Genomic DNA, 15758 nt, shown 5'->3' with positions numbered 1-15758 from the left:
CAGGACAAGGTTTTTTTGTACTGGCGCTCGCTGAAGCGCCGAATAAATAACGCGGATCGGCGTCCGCCCGTACTAAAAACGGCGGAACGGCGTCCGCCTGTACAATGTTTTTTCGGCAGTCCTCTTTTATTTAGATATGCCTCTTTGAACGGTTTGGACGAACTGGATAAAAATTATTTGTTCCGCTGTGGGATTAGGAATTTGCATTGCTTTTTCCATTGCCTGCGAAGTATTTAATCCACTCCGATAGAAAAGGGTGTATATCTCTTTAATTTTAGCGATGGCTTCCGAACTAAAACCTTTTCTCATCAAACCGATACTGTTTAAACCAACGGTTCTATAAGGATTTCCCTGCCCTCTTGAAAAGGGAACGATATCTTTAATGGCGGCTGAAGCTCCTCCGACAAAAGCATAAGAGCCAATATGAACAAATTGATGCACTGCCGTTAAACCGCCCACACTGGCAAAATCGTTAATATGAACATGGCCACCACATTGAACTGTGTTGGCAATTACACAACCGGAACCGATTTGACAGTTATGGGCAATATGCACATATTCCATTAAAAGATTATTGCTACCAACGACAGTATCTTCTGCTAATTGATTGCTACAATTTATAGTGACAAATTCCCGGATGGTATTTTTGCTGCCGATTTGCAAACGGGTTGGTTCCCCTGTGAATTTCAAATCCTGGGGTTCGGTTCCCAAAACGGCATAAGGATATATTTTATTGCCTTCGCCTATAGTTGTATGCCCCAAAATGGTGACATTGGAAATAAGAACATTATCTGCTCCCAAAACGACATTGGCTCCGATTCTACAATAGGGTCCGATATTACAATTTTCGCCAATAATAGCGCCTTCTTCTATAATAGCTGTAGAATGAATAGTTGTCATTTTTCTCTCTCCATAATCATAGCCAGGAAATCACCTTCGGCTACTTTTTCTCCTTCTACGAATGCTTCTCCGTGCATTTTTGCCAAGGATTTTTTCAAAGATATTACTTTCAGTTCATAACGCAGCGTGTCTCCAGGCATAACTGGTTTGCGAAATTTAACATTGTCTATGCTGGCAAAATAGGCAACATAATTTTGGGGATTTTCCATTTGATTGAGTAACATAATTCCCCCTGCCTGAGCCATTCCTTCTATTATTAAAACACCCGGCATAATTGGATGACCCGGAAAATGACCTTCAAAGAAGGGTTCGTTAATAGTAACATTTTTTATTCCCACCAAGGACTCACCGGGTGTAAATTCAATTATTTTATCTACCAACAAAAACGGATAACGATGAGGCAAAATACGCAAAATGGCATTGATATCAAAGACCACATCCTTGCTCTTATCTTTTTGATATATCTTTTGGAGCTGATGCTTTTTCTGAATTTTGCGTAATTTTTTTACCAGCTCCACATTGGTTTTATGCCCGCTGCGCGCCGCTAAAATATGACCTTTAATCGGAACTCCCAACAGGGCTATATCCCCAATTAAATCTACCACTTTATGGCGAACAAATTCATTGTAATAACGCAAAGGATGGCTGTTCAAAATTCCTTCCGGGGAAACAGTGACCGGTTTATGATAGCCAAAAACATCTTGCAAATGTTTAAGCTCTTCTGCGCCAATATCTGGTTCCGCAATTACTAAAGCATTTTCCAAGGAACCACCTTTGATCAGCCCCTGATTTTTCAAAGCCAAAATTTCGTTGATAAAGCAGAAAGTGCGAGCTCCGGCAAAGTCCTTTTCGTAATGTTCCAAAGAGGGCAGCCAAGTATATTGAGTTCCCAAATAAGGATGTTTGTAATCAATCATAAAAGTTATTTTCAGCTCATTGGAAGGAACGATGACAATATCTACATTATCTTCCGGAGCGGAAAAACTGATGGGCGATTCCAGCTCGAAATATTCACGCAAACTATCCTGTTGCACAATTCCACATTGACGCAAAAGATTTAAAAAAACAACGGCAGAACCATCCGCTACAGGTGCTTCGGGTCCGTTTATCTCGATGCGAATATTATCTATTCTGATCCCCGCAATGGCAGATAAAACATGTTCAATAGTGGCAACCGTTACCCCATTGATGCCAATTGTGGTACCCCGGGAAATATCAACTACATGATCTATGTCAGCTGGAATTTTCGGTTTCCCGGGTAAATCGGTTCTGATAAAAACAATGCCTTCTTCCGCACCTGCCGGTTTAAATCTGATGGTGCTAATTTCTCCCGTATGCAGTCCGATACCGGTATAAGAAGATTCTCCGCCAATGGTTTGTTTATATTCCATTATTTATCTCCGTTGTTTGTTTCTTTTTTCTTGGCTCTCAGATAGGCAAAATACATATCGGGAAGGTTCTTTTGGGCAGCCATAATGCGTTTGGTAAGATTTGCTTCCATAGCTGGATAACCAAAATATTTTCCCTCATCCGGAATATTGCCGGAAACGCCAGATTGAGCCCCCACCATTGCTCTGTTGCCAATTTTAGTATGATCCGCCACTCCTACCTGACCTGCCAGATAAACATAGTCGCCAATAACTGTGCTTCCCGCTAAACCAACTTGAGAACAAAGAATGCTGTGTTCTCCAATAATGCAATTGTGGCCAATCTGAACCAAATTATCTATTTTCGTGTTATTGCCGATGATCGTGGAACCCAAAGTAGCTCTATCCACACAACTGTTGGCTCCAATTTCTACATCGTTGCCAATAACTACATTGCCAACCTGAGGTATTTTTTGTTGTCTGCCTTCCATTAACATAAAACCGAAACCATCAGCTCCAATAACCACTCCACTGTGCAAAATACATTTTTCCCCAATTATGCAATCATCATAAATACGCACATTGGGATATAGAATGGTTCCATCTCCGAGGGTAACATTTTTGCCCAGAGAACAGCCCTCGCCAATAATGACCCCGTTGCCAATAAGGCAATCTTGATCAATAACTACATTGGCTCCTATGGCTACATCCCCTTTCAATTGTATATTTTCTGCCAGAACGGCTGAGGGATGTATAGAATAAATGAGGTCTTTGTTTTCTTGCTGCAATAAATACGAAATTAACAGCATTAAACTAAAATAGGGCTTGTCAACCAGCAATAGATTTCTCTCTGCCAGCTGGGAGGCAAATTTATCGGAGGTGATAATAAGCCCCGCGGCACTGGATTTTACCTTTTCCAAAAGGTTTTCCTGTTCCAGAAAGATAACGGTTTGAGCATCCGCTTCTTGGGGTTCGCCAACTTTGCAAAGTTCTGGGGGAATTTTTCCTCTTAATTCTCCCGGGCAGATTTGGAAGAGCAATTCGGCTGTTATATTAGTGTTAAATCTTTTCATCTTATTAGGGTTTGGAACCTTCAAAGCCACCGGAAGGTTTAATGCCTCCGGGCATATCCGTTTTGGGCTCGGTTGCATTAGGAGCTGTTTCCGAAGGTGGTTTTACAGTGTCCTTATTTAGTTCCAATAAGATCTGATCGGTTAAATCCATTGTGGGAAGTGCATATAAAACGCTGCCCATACTAATATCAAAGATCATTGTATATTTTTCGTCTTCAGCTATCTTTTTTATCAAATTATGGATTTTTTGCGTTAAAGGATCGATAAGTTCGCGATAGCGCTGTTCCGCTTTTCCTCCATCGCCGAAATATTCTTCCAAAAGATTTCCTGCTTCCGTTTTTTTTGTATCAATTTGGCTTTGCATATCTCTTTTGGCGGCGTCGTTCATAGTCAGTTTACGGATATCAAAATCGCGTTCCATTTGTTTAATTTCATCATCCAGAGATTTTATTTGATTTGTCCAGTTTTGTTTGTCCAAAGCAAATAATCTGGCAACTTCCGCGGCCTCGTTACTTTCCATCAGCAAGCGGTCGGTATTCACAAAACCAAATTTTACGGGCTGAGCATAAGCAAGGGAAAGTAAAGCCCATAGAATGGCAAGTATTACGATATGTTTTTTCATTATATTCTCCTCATTGAAATTTAATCTTGAAGCGGAAAAATCGGCTCCAGAATCTTTACGGCGCGGACATCATCCACTCTTCTAACCGGAGTTGTTATAGGCGCTTCTTTAACGAGTTCCGGGTTTTCTTTACACTCCTTGGCAATTTCTATCATTGCCTCTGCGAAGGCATCCAAACTTTCCAAGCATTCTGTTTCAGTTGGTTCCACCATCATTGCTTCTAAAATAATCAGAGGAAAATAGATGGTGGGGGAATGGAATCCTTTATCTAAAAGGCGTTTGGCAATATCCAAAGTAGTAATTTCAGATTCCTTTTTTTGCCAAGTGCCATCCATCACGAATTCGTGCATACAGGGTTCCTGATGTTCAATATGATAATAGTCACCTAAGCGTTTCATTAAATAATTGGCATTTAAGATAGCATTTTCAGATACTTGACGCAATCCCTTCGCTCCTAACATTTTTATATAGACATAGGCACGAATTAGAATAGCGAAGTTACCATAAAAACTATGCACTTTCCCGATGGAAGTAGATTCATTGGCATAAGAGAAATGATAGCCATTTGCGTCTTTAGTAATTATGGGAACAGGCAAATAAGGCAGCAACTTTTCATTTACGGCTACGGGACCTGAACCGGGTCCTCCCCCTCCGTGTGGAGTGGCGAATGTTTTATGTAAATTAAAGTGCATCAGATCAAACCCAATTTTCCCAGGTTGCACGATACCCAAAAGCGCATTCAAATTGGCTCCGTCCATATACATTATAGCATCTACGCCGTGAATGATTTCGGCGATTTCTTCAATTTGCGTTTCAAACAGCCCCAAAGTATTGGGATTGGTAATCATAATTCCAGCGGTATGTTCATTCACCAATTCGCGCAGTTTGGCTATGTCACAGCGACCTTTTTCATTGGAAGGAAGTTCCACTGTTTTAAAACCCACCAAACTACAAGAGGCAGGATTAGTTCCATGCGCGCTATCGGGAATAATGATTGTATCTTTATGAATGTTTCCTTTTGCTTTATGATAGGCAGCGATAATTTTAATGCCGGTAAATTCACCTTGCGCACCTGCAGAGGGTTGAAGGGTTACACCTTTCATACCAGAAATTTCCAGCAAATCATTTTGCAATTCATACATCAGTTCCAAAGCGCCTTGCATCGTTTCTTCCGGTTGGAAAGGATGCAAAGAACTGAAAGATGCGTCTCGCACCAATGCCTCATTCAGTTTTGGATTATACTTCATCGTGCAACTACCCAAAGGATACATACCTTTTTCAATGAAGTGATTTTTGTGAGATAGGGAAATATAATGACGCATTACATCCAATTCGCTAACTTCCGGAAGCCGCGCTTTTTTAGTTCTCAGCATTGGTTCTGGGATTAAAGTTTCCAAAGGGATATCTATTTCCCGCTGGGGTAAGGTTACCCCTTTTCTACCTTTAGAACTATGTTCAAAAATGGTTTTGCTCATTTTACCGCCTCCTTCATTGCCTGCACGAAACTATCAATTTCCGCTTTGCTTTTCTTTTCGGTTACCGCAATCATCAGTTCATTCGGTTTTCCATAAGGGGCAAGGTCAATTCCGGCATAGATATTTTCGGGCAGCAGTTTGTGGATTATATTTGCCGCTTTTTGGGGAGTGCGAATTACAAATTCTTTAAAGAAAGCTGCTTTAGGATAGGCAAGAGCCAAACCCGGGATTTTGCCAAGTTCGTTTGCCGCATAATGTGCTTTTTGCACGGATTGAGTAGCTATTTCAATCAGCCCTTCTTTCCCCATTAAACACAAATAGACAACGGCAGCCAAAGTGCAAAGTGACTCATTGGAACATATATTGGAAGTGGCTTTGGAGCGTCTGATATGTTGTTCTCTTGCTTGTAAAGTTAAAACATAAGCTTTTTCGCCAGCTTTGTCTATAGTGCCACCCACAATTCTTCCGGGCATTAAACGCGCCATTTCTGGTTTAGTGGCAAAAAAACCAAATAAGGGACCCCCCAAATACATATTATTTCCCAACGCTTGTCCTTCTCCAACGGCAATATCGGCATTATATTCTGCCGGTGGCACAAGCACAGCCAAAGAAATAGGATCCACGCTGGCAATTAGCAAGCACTTCTTATTTTTATGCACGATGGCATCAATTGCCTTGGCATCTTCCAAATTACCATAAAAATTGGGGGTTTGGATAACCACACTGCCAATTGTATCATCCATCATTGCTTCCAGAGCGGATAAATCCGTCACTCCCTCTTTTTCGGGAACGGTAATAAGTTCAATTCCAATGCCTTCCGTATATGCTTTTATCACTTTTACATAATTCGGATTCAGAGTGGCAGGCAAAATTGCCTTAGTTAGATGATTTTTACGCACCGCCATTAAAATTGCTTCCGCTATTGAACTGGCTCCATCATACATACCAGCATTGGCAATTTCCATGCCTGTAAGCTCACAAATCATTGTTTGATATTCATATATATACTGCAATGTGCCTTGGCTTACTTCTGCCTGGTAAGGAGTGTAAGCAGTGTAAAATTCTGGACGCGACACAATAGTATCTACGGCAGCGGGAATAAAATGATCATAAACACCCCCTCCCAGAAAGGAATTTACCTTTTCGCAGGAAATATTTTGGGCTGTTTTCACTTTGATCGCACGCATTATTTCGAGCTCCGAAAGCGGTTCAGATAAGGCAAGTGGTTTGGTCATTCTTAGTTTAACGGGTATCGCGGCAATTAAATCCGCAAAATTTTGGACGCCAATTTTGGTTAGGATTTTTTGCCTATCCCTATCGGTATTTGCTATATAGGGCATTTTAGCTCCTTATTTTATATGTACTTAGTATTTTTTATCCTTAAAAATTAGAAACGAGGTTTATGTCAATTTGTTTTTGGCATTGCTAAAAATGGCACATATCCATAAAGGACTAACTTGATTTTCAGAAAAGAGATAAAAAAAGGGGTTTATGCCACTTTTGTAGCTAAAAAGAATAGGTATGAGCCAAACAGGAATTTAAGGAATTTTAGGATTGGGAGACAAGTTTTTTTTAAGACGGATGTTTAGCCAAGCGAGAAGTCCTTTGTGCCTTGGCAAAATTTTGCTTCACGCTAATTTTTTTAAAGCACTTAGGGCTCCTCGCTTAAATAGCTTAACTAATTCAATCTGTTATTCTTAACAGCTTTGTAGTAACCACCTTTTTACCAGATACTAAACGGCAAAAGTATAATCCGCTGCTAACTTTTTTGCCTGCGCCATCGGTTCCATTCCACTCCAATTCATAATTTCCCCCTGTTTTATTTTCAGCCAGCAGGGTCGTCACTTTTTGTCCTTTAATGTTGTAGATGGCAATATTCACTTTCCCGCTTGCCGGCAGTGCATATTTAATTTTAGTGCCAGCAGTAAAGGGATTGGGATAGTTTGATATAGCCAAATTCGCAACCGGGCTATCGGGATCATCTATGGATAAATCCGGATTTTGCAAAAGCAATTCAATGCTTGCGGCTCCCACAACTCCTCGTCCCAAAGCATCTGTCCAAGGTCTGCCAGGTTCATAAATCCAGCTATGACCACAAGCGGCATTGTGATCAAAGAACATTTTTTGATATTCAAAGAGGTCTAAAATAACTGCAATCTCGCCAGAAATGCGGGTTGTATCTACAATATCATAAGTAAAAGCAGGGTCATAATCCAGATTAAATATATAGCCGAAATCCATCAGAACTTCGTTCGTAATTGCCCCTTCGGCAAATCGATTAATTTGAGCAATTACCATTCCCTGTATATTTGGCTCGCCCCAAGGATTGGATCCGATCTTAAAACGAATCGCTTTCACATTATATTCCTGATTACCCAAATCCATATCTACGGCAACTTTAATCGGGATAGCCCCGCGATCGTAATCGGTCCACGACGGCTCGGAAGATAGCCAGGAAAACCAATTTTGCTCATCAGGATCAATCATCCTGTAATAAACATTCATATTAGTATTCAAATTAGATAAAGAATAGGCGGTTATGCCAATGTTATGAACCCCGGGAGTTAACAAATAATCAGCAATTATGCCAGTAAAGGGCTCGCTTGTGGCTGTATAAACCAAAACGCCATCCAAAGTATATTCCACGCTATTCAGAGCATCTGCCGGATCGGATATTTGGGCAGATATGGAGAGTGTATTACAGGATAAAATTGATCCACTGGCAGGAGAAACGGAATTTATGACGGGAGCCATTGTTTGAGTAGTGGGAGAAAGAGTAAAACTGATAGTTTCTCCTGCCTCAGTTATATTATTAATATTGATCGCAAAAGTATTGCCATTGTTTAAAAATGAATGTGGATTGGTGTAAGCATTAAAGGCAGTTCTATATTTATTTGCACTGAAAGGTGCCTCCGCCACCAAACCATTTACGGATATAGTTCCATTGGGACGATATATATAAACTTCATCGGGAGGACCATCTGCATTGCCACCATACCGTCTATCTACTTTATAAATTAGTAATCCTGAGCCGGGAAGCGCCTCTTCCAAAATATCGCTATCCTTTTTGCGATATTCAAAAATCAAGGACTCGTTATTGTTACCAGGAATGGCATATTTATAAGCATTATTGGTACTGGAGGTCACCGGATTTAAAGTATAGGTATTGCCAGCTTGGATAGCAGGAATGGCACCTATCCAATTGCCATATTTGTATTTCATATACATCAACGGATGTCCATCTCCGCTTTCCATTAAATCCCAACACCCTGCCGGAGTTAAACCATCATATTCATAATGATATAAATCCGGAGCGCCAACACTATGAAACATCTCGTGACAAAGAGTGCGCACATCGTTTTGATCTTCCGTTTGAAATGTATAATCATAGACCTCTTTATTATTTATATAAGCACTGGCATAATACAAAGCCCAGCGGTGTCCCCATAAAAGATCCGCCCAAGCGGAATGCGGACCCCGAACGATAAAACAGACATTATCCACGCATCCATCATTATCAGCATCAATGTTTAAAGAAACAGGAACCTGTGAAGCAATGGAATTAATGGCATTGGACAGCATTGTTTGTTCCCGCACTCCCCTTTCATTTTCATCATTATATCCATTAGGATTGGTAATTGCATTATAGGGAAGATAATAACTGCGCGGATGATTATCCTGATAGGACAGGTTTATCTCATCTGAACAGGTAGGATAGTGATAGGTCATATAATTTAGCTGATTATAGCTTACTTTCTGAAAATAGTTCCGCAAACTAATGGCAGTATCGCCAATCTCATTAAACCGGGCATTATATACTGAGCGCGGAATTTCAAATTCGGTCTGATCACTAAAGCGGATAAATACACATAAATTATTTACTGTTCCGGTATTAGGACCGCGTCCGTTGCCTCTTTTAGGGGCATTCATAAAATCAATTTTCCGCTGTCTTGCCTCTCTGGATATATTGATATTGGGAGTTAAACCATAAGAAACAGGATTTATCGTCCCATAACGATAAGCCGAAGGAACCGGTTCACCGTTTTGTAGAATGGCATAATAGTAATATCCATTTTGCGGACTTTGAATTATCGTAAAACCATCGGCATCGTGTAACCGATTGGCAAATTCATCTCCGCTGGCAAAAAGATTTAACACAGAGCCATCCGGCTGGATCACTTGAGAGGGCAAATTAAAATAAGGAGCGGCAAATCCTAAAATAGGAATAATACATAAGAATAAACTAAAATATTTCTTCATCGTTCATCTCCTATATATAAGTTAAGCAAAATTTGTGCCTAAAACAAACGGAAAAATAAAACAGGTCTCAATTAGAACACCCGCTAAAAATGAGGAACGGCGCTAATGATAATAGGTTAGCCATTCAAATTGCTCTTCTTTGACGGATTCCTTCCCTTCCTCTGCGTAATAAGGATAACATCTTGTTTTCCATCGGTTTTCTTATTTGCCTCTCCTCTTCCTCCCGACCTCCTCTCCTCCCATTCTCCTCGTTTAGGAGGAGAGAGGGACTGGTGGATGAGGAGAGTCCTTCACGATAATGGAAAGGTGGAATTCAAGAAAAGTTGCTTGAAATCAAAATTACGCTTTATGCGTTGGCGCTGGCAAACGCTCTATGGGATACCCGTAAATTCAGGAATTATTCCATAATAGTGGCTGCTCATTTAACGATATAATGCACTCACATAAAAATTTACTTGCCTTAAATATGCCTCTCTATATAAATGCACCCAAAATTTGATCTAAATACTTGAGAACTTCAAGTCAAAGGGAGTGTTAATGCGACTGAAGACATTTCCGGGGGGAGTCCATCCTCCGGATGAAAAAAAGTATAGTGCCTCTGTGCCTATAAAGGAAGCTCCAATACCCCAAAAAGTTACTATCCATCTGTCACAACATATCGGTGCACCTTCAAAACCGATTGTAGCGGTGGGAGATGAAGTTTTAACAGGCCAAAAAATTGCGGAAGCAACAGGTTTTGTATCTCTAAATCAACATTCTTCCCTTTCCGGAAAAGTTACAGCCATAGACCTTTTTCCTAATGCCACTGGTTCAAATTCTATGGCGATTCAAATTACCGGAGACGGATTGGATAAATGGATAGACCTGGTTGATGAGCCCAATTTTATGGATTTGCCTATAGAGGAAATGAAAAAAAGAATCGGTGAAGCCGGAATTTGTGGAATGGGTGGCGCTGGTTTTCCCACTTTGGTAAAACTTTCTCCCCCTGCCGATAAACCCATAGATACAGTAATTTTAAACGGCGTGGAATGCGAACCCTATCTTACCAGTGACCATCGTTTAATGCTGGAAAAGGGCTCGGAAATAATAAGCGGCTTAAGATTAATTATGAAAATATTAGGCGCAAAACAAGGAATAATCGGAATTGAAGCCAATAAACCTGATGCCATAGCCAAAATGCAGGAGCTCACTAAAAATGAATCTGCCCTGAAAGTGGTTCCTTTAAAGCTTCGCTATCCTCAAGGCGCTGAAAAACAATTGATTTATGCCGCCACCCAAAGAAAAGTTCCTGCCGGCGGATTGCCAATGGCGGTAGGAATTGTAGTTCAAAATGTGGCAACCGCTTTTGCCATCTACGAAGCCATTCGTTTTCAAAAACCGTTAATTCAAAGAGTGATAACTGTAACCGGTTCTCCCGTAGTAAATCCCCAAAACTTGCTGGCAAGAATCGGAACTCCGTTTGCGGAACTGGTGGATTTTTGTGGCGGAACCAAAGAAGAAGTGGGGAAAGTTATCAGCGGTGGTCCGATGATGGGTTTTGCCCTTCCCTCTTTGAATGGAACAGTTGCCAAAGGTAGCGGTGGCTTGGTTTTGTTAAATACGCAAGAGGCAAAACTGAATGAAGAAGGTAATTGTTTACGCTGCGCTCGCTGTGTGGATGTTTGCCCAATGAATTTACTTCCCTGTATGATTGTTTCAGCCGTAAAATATAATAATCTGGATTTGGCTGTGAAATCCGGATTGAATGATTGTATAAAATGCGGTGCTTGTGCTTATGTGTGCCCTGCTCAAATTCGTTTGGTTCAATATATTGATACAGGCAAAATCCGCTATGCCGAAACCAAAAAGTAGGTAAACAAATGAATGATAAATTGATTGTTTCGCCGGCTCCTCACTATCACGATAAAACCACTACTAAAAATGTGATGTGGAATGTAGTGCTGGCTTTAACTCCCGCTTTAATTTTCGCTATTTATTATTGGGGTGTAAAATCTCTGCTTTTAACTCTCTTGGGTGCCGTTTCAGCTATGGCGACGGAAGCGTTGATTCAAAAATTGAGGAAAGTTCCCATTACGATTTCTGATGGCAGCGCTTTTTTAACAGGTATGCTACTTGCCTATAATATAAATGCCGGAGCCCCTTGGTGGATTCCTATTTTGGGATCAGTTTTTGCCATTGCGGTTGGCAAACAGGTCTTTGGCGGTTTAGGTAATAATCCTGTAAATCCAGCTCTTTTGGGACGGGCATTTTTGATGGCTTCCTGGCCTACAATTATGACTGCCGGATGGGCTAAGCCCAAAAGTGGGATTTTAAGCGGAATTTCCGATCCTAATGCCATTACGATGAATCTGCAAAGTTTATCTCCCAAAGCTTATGATTTAGTAACTGGCGCCACTCCTTTAAAAGTGGCTCAGACATTAAGGGACAGTAGTTTTGTTCATTCTTTGGGTGCTAATGCTGCAGAAGGCGCTGATTTAGCAAATCGGATTTTTGCCAATTTAACTGATTTTTCCGCTTTGAAGAACTTATTCTGGGGAAATATAGGTGGTTGCATTGGTGAAGTTAGCGCTTTTGCTTTGCTTTTGGGCGCTGCTTATCTCTTGTATAAAAACATTATTGAATGGCGTATCCCTTTATATTATCTCGGAACGGTTTTTGTGTTGTCTTTCTTTCTGGCTCCGCTTCAAGGCGCGGGATTCAGTCCTCTGCTGCCTTTTTTCCATATCTTTTCTGGTGGCTTAATGTTAGGCGCTTTTTTTATGGCGACCGATTATACAACCTCTCCCATAACCAAAAGCGGCAGAATAATTTTTGCCATCGGCTGCGGAATATTGACTGTAGTAATTCGTTTGTATGGTGGTTATCCGGAAGGCGTTTGTTACAGCATCCTGTTTATGAATGTAATGACCCCCTTAATTGATAAACTCACTATGCCTAAAGCATTCGGGAAGGTGAAGAAATGAAAATATATTTACAGCTTGGTTTAATCTTGCTTGGCTTTTGTATAGTGGCAACTGCTCTTTTGGCTTATGTAAATACCATTACCAAACCCCAAATTGATTCCATCCAATTAAAAGAAGCGGAACAAACCCGCAAAGAACTGATTCCGGATTCCAATTTTGAGGAAATTAACGGTGAATTTAGTTACTTTATCGCCAAAGACAGTAAAACTAATGAAGTAAATGGCTATGTTTTTACCACGGAAAAAAATGGTTATAACGGTGCCGTAAAAACTATGGTTGCCGTAGATAATGATTTTCGCATCATTGCCATCAAAGTGATTCAACAAACAGAAACACCCGGCTTGGGAACAAATTCCACTCAACCCAAATTCTCGGAGCAGTTTAAAGGTAAAACCAGTGAACAACTAATTGTGGATAAAGATGGGGGTGTGCCTCCCAATTGTATTAAAGCCATAACTGGCGCTACAATAACAACCCGGGCAGTCACTAATTCCGTGAAAGAATCCCTCCAATTGCTGAAGACCTTAGTTCAGGCAAAAAGCGAAACATCTAATGAAATACATGCAAAGGAAGAGGTGAATAAATGAGCTTCATTAAAGAATTGACTAAAGGCATCATAAAAGAAAATCCTACCTTTGTGATTGTCTTGGGTATGTGTCCTACTTTGGCAACTTCCACCTCTGTGAATAATGCCATTGGAATGGGTTTGGCAGCTACTTTTGTATTGATTTGTTCCAATATTTTTATCTCTTTGATAAAAAATATTACTCCCGACAAAATTCGTATTCCTGTTTATGTGATTGTGATAGCTGCTTTCGTTTCCATTGTGGATATGAGTATGGCTGCATATTTGCCCGCCCTGCATAAGTCCTTGGGATTGTTCATTCCCTTGATTGTGGTTAATTGTATAATAATGGGCAGAGCTGAGGCATTTGCCAATAAGAATAATGTAATCAATTCCATCGCCGATGGCATTGGAATGGGGCTGGGTTTTACTCTTTCCTTATCAGTTGTGGCAACTATCCGAGAAATTTTAGGTAATGGAACTTGGCTGAATATGAAAGTTATGCCTAATTCCTACGATCCAATGTTAATTACATTGTTGGCACCCGGGGCTTTCATTACGCTCGGATTTTTGATGGCTTTGATGAATATGCTGAAGGAGAAACAATAATGGGCTTTCTTGGACAACTTTTCACAATGGCAATTTCTGCCATTTTAATCCAGAACTTTGTGCTTTCCCGTTTCTTGGGTCTTTGCCCTTATTTGGGTGTTTCCAAAAAAATGGATTCCGCTTTTGGAATGGGAATGGCTGTTATATTTGTAATGACCCTGGCTTCTGCCTTCTGCTATTTGATTTATCAATATCTGCTGGTTCCCTTTCAATTGGAATATCTGCAGACCTTGGCTTTTATATTGACAATTGCGGCGTTGGTGCAGTTCGTGGAAATGTTCATTAAGAAGAATTCTCCTGCTTTGTATAAATCTTTGGGGGTCTATCTTCCTTTGATAACAACCAACTGTGCCGTTTTGGGCGTTGCTATTCTTAATATAACTCCTCTGGCAGATGGCTCGCGTTACAATTTTATCTGGGCTGTGTTAAACGGTTTTCTTTCCGGAGTGGGTTTCACCTTTGTCCTTTTGGCAATGGCCGGAATTAGAGAACGACTGGAAATGGTAGAAATGCCCAAAAGTATGCGCGGTATGCCCAGTGGTTTAATTCTTGCCGGCACAATGGCTTTGGCTTTTTACGGTTTTATGGGAATGAAGATTTAAAGGAAAGGTGAAGAAATGAATTTACTAATTGTAATCCCCTTAGCCGCTACCGGATTTTCGGCCATATTGTTGCCCGTTGCAATTATGGGCTCTTTGGGTTTGATTTTTGGGCTCGTTCTTGCTTTTGCCTCCAAGGTCTTTCCCGTTACCACTGATGAACGCATAGAAAAAATTTTAGAGGTCTTGCCGGGAGCCAATTGTGGCGCTTGCGGTCAACCAGGTTGCGCAGGATATGCCACAGCTATCGTAACTGACAATAAAGAATTGAATTTATGCGCCCCCGGAGGAGCCGCCGTCGTAGGCAAAATAGCTAAAATTATGGGCAAAGAGGCAAGCGCCCAAGAACGAAAAATTGCCTATATCCATTGCAGTTCCGGTGGCAAAAACAATACTAAATGGAAATATGACTATCAAGGTATTGAAAGCTGCCTTTCTGCCGTGAATATTGCCGATGGACCAAATCTTTGCTCCTGGGGCTGCGTTGGTTTCAATGATTGTGTAGCTGCCTGTAAATTTGATGCGATCAGCGTGGATGAAAATGGTTTGCGAATTATTGATAGAGCAAAATGTACCGGTTGCGGAGCTTGCGTAACTGCTTGCCCGCGTAAATTGATAACGCTGATTTTAGAAAGTAAAAATGTGTTCATTACTTGCAGTTCCAAAGATAAAAATCCGCTGCCCAAACAGAATTGTGGAGCCGATAAACCCTGCATTGGCTGTGGGCTTTGCGCCAAAAAATGTCCCGCTCAGGCAATTACCGTTGAAAATAATATAGCCAGAATCGATTATAGCAAATGTACCGATTGCGGAACTTGTGCAACTGTCTGCCCTACTAAAGCCATTATAGACCTGAAAATAGCTGACCGGACTTAAATGTTCGGAACAAGGACTGAAGAGCTTTTTAGAACTGGGATTTTAGGATTTATAGAACAGGGATTTTAGGATTTACAGAACTGGGATTTTAGGATTTACAGAACTGGGATTTTAGGATTTACAGAACTGGGATTTTAGGATTTATAGAACTGGGATTTTAGGATTTATAGAACTGGGATTTTAGGATTTACAGGATAGAAGTTTTTGTTATGGGTTGACCAGGAGGTCAACCCTACTGGAAGAACGACGTCCTCGTCGTTCCCCTGACAACCGAGTTATCAAGTTCCCACTTTATTCTATACAAGCTTGATAGTTTGTTTGTTGTGGTTGACCAGGAGGTCAACCCTACTGGAAGAACGACGTCCTCGTCGTTCCCCTGACAACCGAGTTATCAAGTTTCCACTTTATTCTATACAAGCTTGATAGTTTGTTTGTTGTGGTTGACCAGG

The 15758-nt window shown here is 40.8% G+C and carries 13 protein-coding genes; 6 read left to right on the top strand and 7 right to left on the bottom strand.

What is annotated here, in order from left to right:
* Positions 1–126: 126 nt before the first annotated feature.
* The 7 genes from lpxA to ABFC98_06585 all read right to left on the bottom strand — a co-directional run bounded on the left by lpxA (position 127) and on the right by ABFC98_06585 (position 9697).
* Entirely contained in the window at positions 127–900 is a 774-nt protein-coding gene (gene lpxA / locus ABFC98_06615) for an acyl-ACP--UDP-N-acetylglucosamine O-acyltransferase (GenBank protein ID MEN6445705.1), read from the bottom strand.
* The gene (locus ABFC98_06610; protein MEN6445704.1) at positions 897–2291 is read right to left on the bottom strand and encodes a bifunctional UDP-3-O-[3-hydroxymyristoyl] N-acetylglucosamine deacetylase/3-hydroxyacyl-ACP dehydratase; all 1395 of its coding nucleotides are present in this window, start codon (positions 2289–2291) and stop codon (positions 897–899) included. The genes lpxA and ABFC98_06610 overlap by 4 nt, the downstream gene beginning before the upstream one ends.
* The gene (gene lpxD / locus ABFC98_06605; GenBank protein MEN6445703.1) at positions 2291–3340 is read right to left on the bottom strand and encodes a UDP-3-O-(3-hydroxymyristoyl)glucosamine N-acyltransferase; all 1050 of its coding nucleotides are present in this window, start codon (positions 3338–3340) and stop codon (positions 2291–2293) included. The genes ABFC98_06610 and lpxD overlap by 1 nt, the downstream gene beginning before the upstream one ends.
* A gap of 4 nt (positions 3341–3344) precedes the next feature.
* Positions 3345–3962: an OmpH family outer membrane protein gene (locus tag ABFC98_06600; protein ID MEN6445702.1), complete on the bottom strand. Its 618-nt coding sequence runs from the start codon at positions 3960–3962 to the stop codon at positions 3345–3347.
* A 20-nt stretch (positions 3963–3982) separates the two neighbouring features.
* Positions 3983–5437, bottom strand: a complete 1455-nt coding sequence (gcvPB, locus tag ABFC98_06595) for an aminomethyl-transferring glycine dehydrogenase subunit GcvPB (GenBank protein MEN6445701.1) — start codon at positions 5435–5437, stop codon at positions 3983–3985.
* Complete coding sequence (gcvPA, locus tag ABFC98_06590) at positions 5434–6777, bottom strand: aminomethyl-transferring glycine dehydrogenase subunit GcvPA (protein ID MEN6445700.1); 1344 nt, start codon at positions 6775–6777, stop codon at positions 5434–5436. The genes gcvPB and gcvPA overlap by 4 nt, the downstream gene beginning before the upstream one ends.
* 343 nt (positions 6778–7120) lie before the next feature.
* Complete coding sequence (locus ABFC98_06585; protein MEN6445699.1) at positions 7121–9697, bottom strand: M6 family metalloprotease domain-containing protein; 2577 nt, start codon at positions 9695–9697, stop codon at positions 7121–7123.
* 537 nt (positions 9698–10234) lie between these two features.
* Here ABFC98_06585 and rsxC point away from each other — a divergent pair.
* The 6 genes from rsxC to ABFC98_06555 are packed head-to-tail and all read left to right on the top strand — an operon-like array spanning position 10235 to position 15309.
* Positions 10235–11548: an electron transport complex subunit RsxC gene (rsxC, locus tag ABFC98_06580; GenBank protein ID MEN6445698.1), complete on the top strand. Its 1314-nt coding sequence runs from the start codon at positions 10235–10237 to the stop codon at positions 11546–11548.
* Positions 11549–11556: 8 nt separating this feature from the next.
* The gene (locus ABFC98_06575; protein MEN6445697.1) at positions 11557–12660 is read left to right on the top strand and encodes an RnfABCDGE type electron transport complex subunit D; all 1104 of its coding nucleotides are present in this window, start codon (positions 11557–11559) and stop codon (positions 12658–12660) included.
* Entirely contained in the window at positions 12657–13247 is a 591-nt protein-coding gene (locus ABFC98_06570; GenBank protein MEN6445696.1) for an RnfABCDGE type electron transport complex subunit G, read from the top strand. The genes ABFC98_06575 and ABFC98_06570 overlap by 4 nt, the downstream gene beginning before the upstream one ends.
* Positions 13244–13834, top strand: coding sequence for an electron transport complex subunit E (locus ABFC98_06565; protein MEN6445695.1), 591 nt, complete (start codon positions 13244–13246; stop codon positions 13832–13834). The genes ABFC98_06570 and ABFC98_06565 overlap by 4 nt, the downstream gene beginning before the upstream one ends.
* A complete protein-coding gene (locus tag ABFC98_06560) occupies positions 13834–14436 on the top strand; it encodes an RnfABCDGE type electron transport complex subunit A (GenBank protein ID MEN6445694.1) in 603 nt (200 codons plus the stop codon). The genes ABFC98_06565 and ABFC98_06560 overlap by 1 nt, the downstream gene beginning before the upstream one ends.
* Positions 14437–14451: 15 nt before the next feature.
* Positions 14452–15309 (top strand): RnfABCDGE type electron transport complex subunit B, encoded by an 858-nt coding sequence (locus ABFC98_06555; GenBank protein ID MEN6445693.1) that lies wholly within the window; start codon positions 14452–14454, stop codon positions 15307–15309.
* The last annotated feature ends 449 nt before the right edge of the window (positions 15310–15758 follow it).

Origin of the sequence: Candidatus Cloacimonas sp. (genome assembly GCA_039680785.1) — a bacterium.
GTDB lineage: Bacteria > Cloacimonadota > Cloacimonadia > Cloacimonadales > Cloacimonadaceae > Cloacimonas.
This window is presented reverse-complemented; position numbering and strand designations above follow the sequence as displayed.

Excerpts from the sequence above, each read along its gene's own strand:
- lpxA (MEN6445705.1), bottom strand. The coding sequence starts at position 900 with ATGACAACTATTCATTCTACAGCTATTATAGAAGAAGGCGCTATTATT.
- ABFC98_06610 (MEN6445704.1), bottom strand. The coding sequence starts at position 2,291 with ATGGAATATAAACAAACCATTGGCGGAGAATCTTCTTATACCGGTATC.
- lpxD (MEN6445703.1), bottom strand. The coding sequence starts at position 3,340 with ATGAAAAGATTTAACACTAATATAACAGCCGAATTGCTCTTCCAAATC.
- ABFC98_06600 (MEN6445702.1), bottom strand. The coding sequence starts at position 3,962 with ATGAAAAAACATATCGTAATACTTGCCATTCTATGGGCTTTACTTTCC.
- gcvPB (MEN6445701.1), bottom strand. The coding sequence starts at position 5,437 with ATGAGCAAAACCATTTTTGAACATAGTTCTAAAGGTAGAAAAGGGGTA.
- gcvPA (MEN6445700.1), bottom strand. The coding sequence starts at position 6,777 with ATGCCCTATATAGCAAATACCGATAGGGATAGGCAAAAAATCCTAACC.
- ABFC98_06585 (MEN6445699.1), bottom strand. The coding sequence starts at position 9,697 with ATGAAGAAATATTTTAGTTTATTCTTATGTATTATTCCTATTTTAGGA.
- rsxC (MEN6445698.1), top strand. The coding sequence starts at position 10,235 with ATGCGACTGAAGACATTTCCGGGGGGAGTCCATCCTCCGGATGAAAAA.
- ABFC98_06575 (MEN6445697.1), top strand. The coding sequence starts at position 11,557 with ATGAATGATAAATTGATTGTTTCGCCGGCTCCTCACTATCACGATAAA.
- ABFC98_06570 (MEN6445696.1), top strand. The coding sequence starts at position 12,657 with ATGAAAATATATTTACAGCTTGGTTTAATCTTGCTTGGCTTTTGTATA.
- ABFC98_06565 (MEN6445695.1), top strand. The coding sequence starts at position 13,244 with ATGAGCTTCATTAAAGAATTGACTAAAGGCATCATAAAAGAAAATCCT.
- ABFC98_06560 (MEN6445694.1), top strand. The coding sequence starts at position 13,834 with ATGGGCTTTCTTGGACAACTTTTCACAATGGCAATTTCTGCCATTTTA.
- ABFC98_06555 (MEN6445693.1), top strand. The coding sequence starts at position 14,452 with ATGAATTTACTAATTGTAATCCCCTTAGCCGCTACCGGATTTTCGGCC.